Below are 6,403 nucleotides of genomic sequence, written 5' to 3'. Positions count from 1 at the left end.
GCGCTCCGTGAGTTTATTAACGGCCTCAATACCGGACATATCGACGATGCGGCTTTCCGAGAAATCAATGACCACTTCTTCCGGATCGTTGAGTACATCAAACTTTTCATTGAAAGCCTGAACCGAACCAAAAAACAGGGGTCCGTAAATTTCATAATGCTTTACACCATTTTCATCAATCCGCTTACGGGCACGTATCCTCTTGGCATTATCCCAGGCAAAAACCAGGGCTGAAATAATTACCCCGACAATTACCGCCAGCGCCAGGTTATGCAAGACCGCTGTAACCACCGTTACCAGTACCATAACCAGGACATCCGATTTGGGCATCCTTCGGAAGGTACGGAAGCTGGCCCACTCAAAAGTCCCAATAGGGACCATAATCATCACTCCGGTCAAAGCTGCCATGGGAACCAGCTCGATAACATCCGCAGCGAACATGATAAATAGAAGCAGGCTGATCGCCGCCACAATACCTGATAGCCGGGCCCGGGCTCCGGAGGATACATTAATAAGGCTTTGGCCAATCATGGCACATCCACCCATTCCTGAGAAAAGACCTGACAGGAAGTTGGCCGAACCCTGTGCGACACATTCGCGGTTGGCATTGCCCCGAGTTTCGGTAATTTCATCTACGATATTCAGGGTCAGTAAACTTTCAATGAGCCCCACAGCGGCAAAAATGGCAGCATAGGGGAAAATGATCATAAGTGTTTCCCAGGTAAAGGGCACCTGAGGAATGTGGAAGGGAGGGAAACCTCCTTCAATTGAAGCAATGTCTCCAACGGACCGGGTGTCTATTCCAAAAATAACTACTACGGCAAAGACCGTTAAAATAGCTGCAAGAGAGGACGGAAATGCCTTGGTCAGCCTGGGAAGACCCCAGATGATCAGCATGGTGAGCAAGACCAGTCCCAACAGGGTGTAAAGCGGGGTACCGCTCATCCAGACCAGCTCTCCAGCCTCATTAGGGGCTTTGAACTGAACCAGCTGGGACATAAAAATCACAATGGCCAGTCCATTGACAAATCCAAAAATCACGGATTGAGGCACCATCCGGATAAATTTTCCCAGACGAAATACTCCCGCAATCACCTGCAAAATTCCGGCAAGCACGGCCGTGGCAAATATGTACTCTGGTCCGTGGGAAAGACTCAGGCTAACAAGTACCACCGCAATGGCTCCGGTAGCCCCGGAAATCATACCCGGTCTACCACCGAATATGGAGGTAACAAGGCCCATTACAAAGGCGGCGTATAATCCCGTTAAAGGCGAGAATCCCGCAATAATGGCAAAAGCAATAGCCTCCGGGACAAGGGCAAGGGCCACAGTAAGCCCCGCCAAAATTTCTGTTTTGTAGTCTACTTTCTGTGAGAAATCGAAAAGATTAATGACTTTGTTCAAATCGCTTGGTAAATAAGGTTATTAGATAATAGAGTAGAATCGGGTAGGAGAAGCGGGATTAACCCCCGCTTCGACCTCCCACACCACCGTACGTACGGTTCTCGTATACGGCGGTTCCTCGCTTTGACATTCTTTCGAATGTGTAAGATGTTGCTTTCAGTTATCCCTTTGGATAAATGTCACTCTTGCCTATTTTTCGGTTTCTGACCTATCTTTCTAGCAAGGAGTCTCTCAATGAGCATCTGACACCCTAAGACCATTAGGTAACATTCATTTTTTATCCTCCTACTGCGAGGTTCGACCCTTCCCAAACCAATTTACAATTCGGTACTATGGTCTCTGCTGACTTCTCACGACAATTGTTATCCGCACATAAAAATACGTGCGTCCGTGAGACCTCCCCAGGTAAGAACGATAACTTTCCCCTCATCTACCTGCCACATTTACTCTGTTGCTTCCGTACAGTATTGGACTTTGGTTTGTTTTGCAACCTCATCCAGCAAATTGAGCCTTATATGTAGTTTCTGTTCGTCAGGCCGAGGGTTTGCCGCCGATGACTTCCTTCAGATTCCACCTCGCGATGGACACCCTTGTCTTAGGCTAGCACTTCCTACTGTAAAGGCGTGTTCGGGACTTTCACCCTAAAGTTATCACCCATGCTGGGCGCACAAAAAGAAAAACCCCTTCCCTGGGGTCTGCCTCTCTTTCATAAGAAGAAAAAATGTCCAGTACTACATCGCCGTCCTAAAACATAAAACCCCAACTTTCGCTGGGGCTCGTTGAAGCATCTTACTGCCTTTACTGGTGAACCCACAGGTACAAAACTCGAACTCTTTTTTAGAAGATTTAAGGCGATTAAATCAATTAAGAGACAGTCCATATCAGCGTGATTTAGTAGTCAATCAACCTAAACAGTCATTGAATACGCCGAAGGTTCGAAAATTTTGATTTTAGTACTCTAACTTGTTACGTTGAGCCTCTTCGTCTTCTCTCTTTGGGTCCTCCAAATATCGTTGTTTCATGTGTTTAAATATTTCAGCGACATTTGGGTATTTGTACTGGAAATCTGTCTCTAATTTTTCGAAGTAGCGGGCTTTTGCTCGCTCGATATTTCCTCCATCGTAAGGGCCTCTTGTGGTAGAACCTCTTTTTTTGAACATAGCCGTAGAATAAACACTTTTAATACTACGGGTATTTATCTCCTCAATGGCTTGAAATATCGCCTCCTGTGGCCATTCAGGGATATTCTCGGGATATTGAGCCAATATCTTTCCAATTTCGGAATCGGCAACTTCTAATCTATCAACTGCTTTTGCCAATTGTCTTACCTTAAGAACCCATTCTTGCAATGTTGTTGTATCGATGGATTTATCTTCTTTCATACCCGGTATTTTTTTCCAAGAATGAAGTAAATGATAGGCTTGTTTCGCTCTGTTTAGGTTTAAGTTATCAGAAAACCCCTCTCTTTCTTTTTCCAATAATGCCCTATCTTTTGGTAGATAAACCCATTTTAAAATTTCGATAAAAAAATCGGGATTGTTAGCCAATTCTTCTTCTAAAACTTTGGGATTCCGTCTCGTACCATAAGAATCCAATAGTGGTAGAAATAGCCATTCTAATTTAATTAGCGTAGATTTATCAATATCTTTTCGCTTATCAAGTTCTTCAAAAATCCGCTCAATCTCATATCCTTTAAATCGTGGTGCTTCATTCGCTTCTTCTGTTCCCGCCTTAAAAAGTATTTCGGAAAGAAGATTACTTGGTATTTCATCTATAAAGTGATTAGAAACATCAATAGCAGAAAAGAAACGCTTGTATTTTAGAAGCTTATTTATCCCAAACGTTATTTCGCTCTCGGACACTCCGTAAAAATTTGGGTTGACATTTTCCCAATATTCATTCTCAATTTCTTCATTCAAAGATGCAATGAAATCCCACAATTGTTGGTTTTGATTTAGTGGTATTAAAGCATTGGATATCGCTTTATTACTATAACCATGTTCTTGTAAATCCAATCTGGACGTTTGAAAGATTTTGCCGAATGGTCTTCTATGTACACATCTCTTACTGGAATGCCAATAAAGATGCAAGCCAAACAAATCTTAAAGAAAACTTAGAACAGGGTATTACTCAAACCAAGCCTTCAACCACTCAAAAAGCAGTCAATCCTTATAGAAATCTACTTGTTGCAGGGATAAATATTTTACTTGATAAAGGTCTTATCTCACTGGACTACTCACCTACGGATAATGAAGATGGACATTTATTTACTGATTTATTTGGTTATCCGTCTGTTGTACTATGGCAGGATATAGGGTACGAAGAACTAAGGATATCAGTGTGGTGGAAATATGACCACAGCCAACATCCACAAGCTAACCTTAGCGGAAACAGTCGTGAGCGATTTACCACAACAAGCCCTCTCGCAAAAAGACAACACTACAAAAAAATTGTAGGTGTTACAACTACCGCTTGGTTTGAAAGAAAAACCGGAAAGTTTATTCAGGGAAAAGGCAAAGAGAGAATTTATGACATCTACACAAGAAATGTAGATAAAGAGGAATTATTTAATCTTCCTACTCAAATAGCAAAAGGATACAAAACAGAGGGCGAGTTTTTCTTTTAGAATAGTTATCATCGGTTACAGTTCTTCACTGTAACCGATTTCCATAGCCAACTATTGCCACCAAAAGCCATCCGACACCCCTTTGTAAAAGTGCTTTTAAATAGCCTCTAAATTCCCTGCATCACTAATTTTTTTTGTTATGCAAGGAGAAGACGATTTGAGAGGATTAGCCAAAATCATGGCTTTTATGCGTGCCGTAAGTATTCTTTTGGTCCTGATGCACTTTTATTGGTTCTGTTACGGGTTCTTTGCCGAACGTGGATGGACACTGGAAATTATCGGTAAGATATTGACCAACTTCAACCGTACCGCAGGGCTTTTTTCACACACCCTTTACACCAAAATTTTTGCCTTGCTGTTGTTGGCGTTAAGCTGTCTCGGTACTAAGGGCGTAAAGAATGAAAAGATAACATGGGCTAAGATTTATACCGCCTTAGCCATAGGCTTTGTGCTGTTTTTTCTGAACACACCATTGCTAAAGCTGTCGGCAGGGATTGCCACATCGCTTTACATCCTTACAACGAGTTTGGGATATATAGCCTTGCTCATGGCAGGGATATGGATGAGCCGACTACTCCGCAACAACCTGATGGACGATGTTTTCAACAACGAGAACGAAAGTTTTCAGCAGGAAACCAAGTTGATGGAAAACGAATACTCGGTTAATCTTCCCACGAAGTTTTACTACAAAGGTAAATGGAACAATGGCTGGATTAACGTAGTCAATCCTTTTCGAGCCTCAATTGTGTTGGGTACTCCGGGTTCAGGAAAATCGTATGCCATCGTAAACAACTACATCAAGCAACACATCGAAAAGGGCTTTTCGATGTACATCTACGACTTCAAGTTCGACAACCTTTCTACCATTGCCTATAACCACCTGTTAAAGCATAGCGATAAGTATAAGGTAAAGCCCAAATTTTACGTCATCAACTTTGACGACCCACTCCGGAGCCACCGATGCAATCCGCTAAGCCCCGCATTTATGACAGATATATCTGATGCTTACGAAGCGGCATACACTATCATGCTTAACCTCAATCGTAGCTGGATAACCAAGCAAGGGGATTTTTTCGCGGAAAGCCCAATTATATTGCTTGCTTCCATCATTTGGTTTCTGAAAATCTATGAAGACGGAAAGTATTGTACGTTTCCCCATGCTATTGAATTGCTGAATAAAAAATATGCAGATGTTTTTACGATACTTACCTCATATCCCGAACTTGAAAACTATCTTTCGGCTTTCATGGATGCGTGGCAGGGCGGAGCGCAAGACCAGTTGCAGGGGCAGATAGCATCGGCAAAAATTCCATTGTCACGGATGATTTCGCCACAGCTTTATGGGTGATGACGGGTGATGATTTTTCACTGGACATCAACAACCCCCAAGAACCGAAAATCTTATGCGTGGGCAATAATCCCGACCGTCAAAATATCTATTCGTCCGCTTTAGGATTGTACAATTCGAGGATTGTAAAACTCATCAATAAGAAAGAACGGTTAAAAAGTTCCGTTATCATAGACGAGTTGCCTACGATATATTTCCGAGGACTGGATAACCTTATCGCAACGGCACGTAGCAATAAGGTGGCAGTATGCTTAGGCTTTCAAGACTATTCACAATTGATAAGGGATTATGGCGACAAGGAAAGCAAGGTCATCCAAAATACGGTGGGTAATGTATTCTCCGGTCAGGTAGTGGGCGAAACGGCTAAAAATCTAAGTGAGCGTTTTGGCAAAGTGTTGCAGAAACGTCAGAGCATCACCATCAACCGCAATGATAAATCCACATCTATATCCACCCAACTGGACACGCTTATACCTGCATCCAAAATATCCACGCTTACACAGGGTATGTTCGTGGGGTCTGTTTCTGATAACTTCGATGAGCGTATCGAGCAGAAAATCTTCCATGCTGAAATCGTGGTGGATAACGAAAAGGTTTCTGCCGAAACCAAAGCGTATAAGAAGATACCGCAGATATTATCCTTTACCGATGAAAACGGCGACGATAATATGACGCAGGTCATTGAAGCCAATTACAGGCAGGTCAAAGCGGACGTTATGCAGATTGTCGAAAGCGAAATGGAGCGGATTAAGAACGACCCCGATTTACAGCATTTGTTAAACACAGATTGTTCTGACACGTAAACCATAAGTTTTTTCAACCACTAAAGAGATTACTTAACATAGGTTCATTGCCTGATTTTTTTATTCTTGAGACCTTAGCAGAAAATAATGTGATATGAAATATAAGGACAGGGGAGAATCAGAGAAATTAGACCAAGTAATCAAAGAGATGAAAAATATTTTCAGAACTGTACCATATGGCGTCGATCACACAATGAAGGTGTTAGAAAATACACGGACGAT

The 6,403-nt window shown here is 42.4% G+C and carries 3 protein-coding genes and 1 pseudogene; 2 read left to right on the top strand and 2 right to left on the bottom strand.

Annotated features, from left to right (window positions below; translation table 11 throughout):
* Both ACYZZR_RS13225 and ACYZZR_RS13220 read right to left on the bottom strand, forming a co-directional pair.
* A partial coding sequence (locus ACYZZR_RS13225) for a SulP family inorganic anion transporter (RefSeq protein WP_461534484.1) occupies positions 1-1,404 on the bottom strand: 1,404 nt, incomplete at its 3' end.
* A gap of 950 nt (positions 1,405-2,354) precedes the next feature.
* On the bottom strand, positions 2,355-3,419 hold the full coding sequence (locus ACYZZR_RS13220; protein ID WP_461534483.1) for a hypothetical protein: 1,065 nt from the start codon (positions 3,417-3,419) through the stop codon (positions 2,355-2,357).
* 26 nt (positions 3,420-3,445) lie between these two features.
* Between ACYZZR_RS13220 and ACYZZR_RS13215 the strand changes: the two genes are divergently transcribed.
* The gene (locus ACYZZR_RS13215) at positions 3,446-4,030 is read left to right on the top strand and encodes a hypothetical protein (protein ID WP_461534482.1); all 585 of its coding nucleotides are present in this window, start codon (positions 3,446-3,448) and stop codon (positions 4,028-4,030) included.
* Between the two features lie 139 nt (positions 4,031-4,169).
* Positions 4,170-6,181 (top strand): annotated as a pseudogene (mobC, locus tag ACYZZR_RS13210) (conjugal transfer protein MobC).
* The last annotated feature ends 222 nt before the right edge of the window (positions 6,182-6,403 follow it).

Source organism: Sinomicrobium sp. (genome assembly GCA_029266035.1).
GTDB lineage: Bacteria > Bacteroidota > Bacteroidia > Flavobacteriales > Flavobacteriaceae > Sinomicrobium.
This window is presented reverse-complemented; position numbering and strand designations above follow the sequence as displayed.

What these genes read in the sequence shown, in the direction of transcription:
- ACYZZR_RS13215 (WP_461534482.1), top strand. Translation starts at nt 3,446, where the DNA reads ATGGTCTTCTATGTACACATCTCTTACTGGAATGCCAATAAAGATGCA.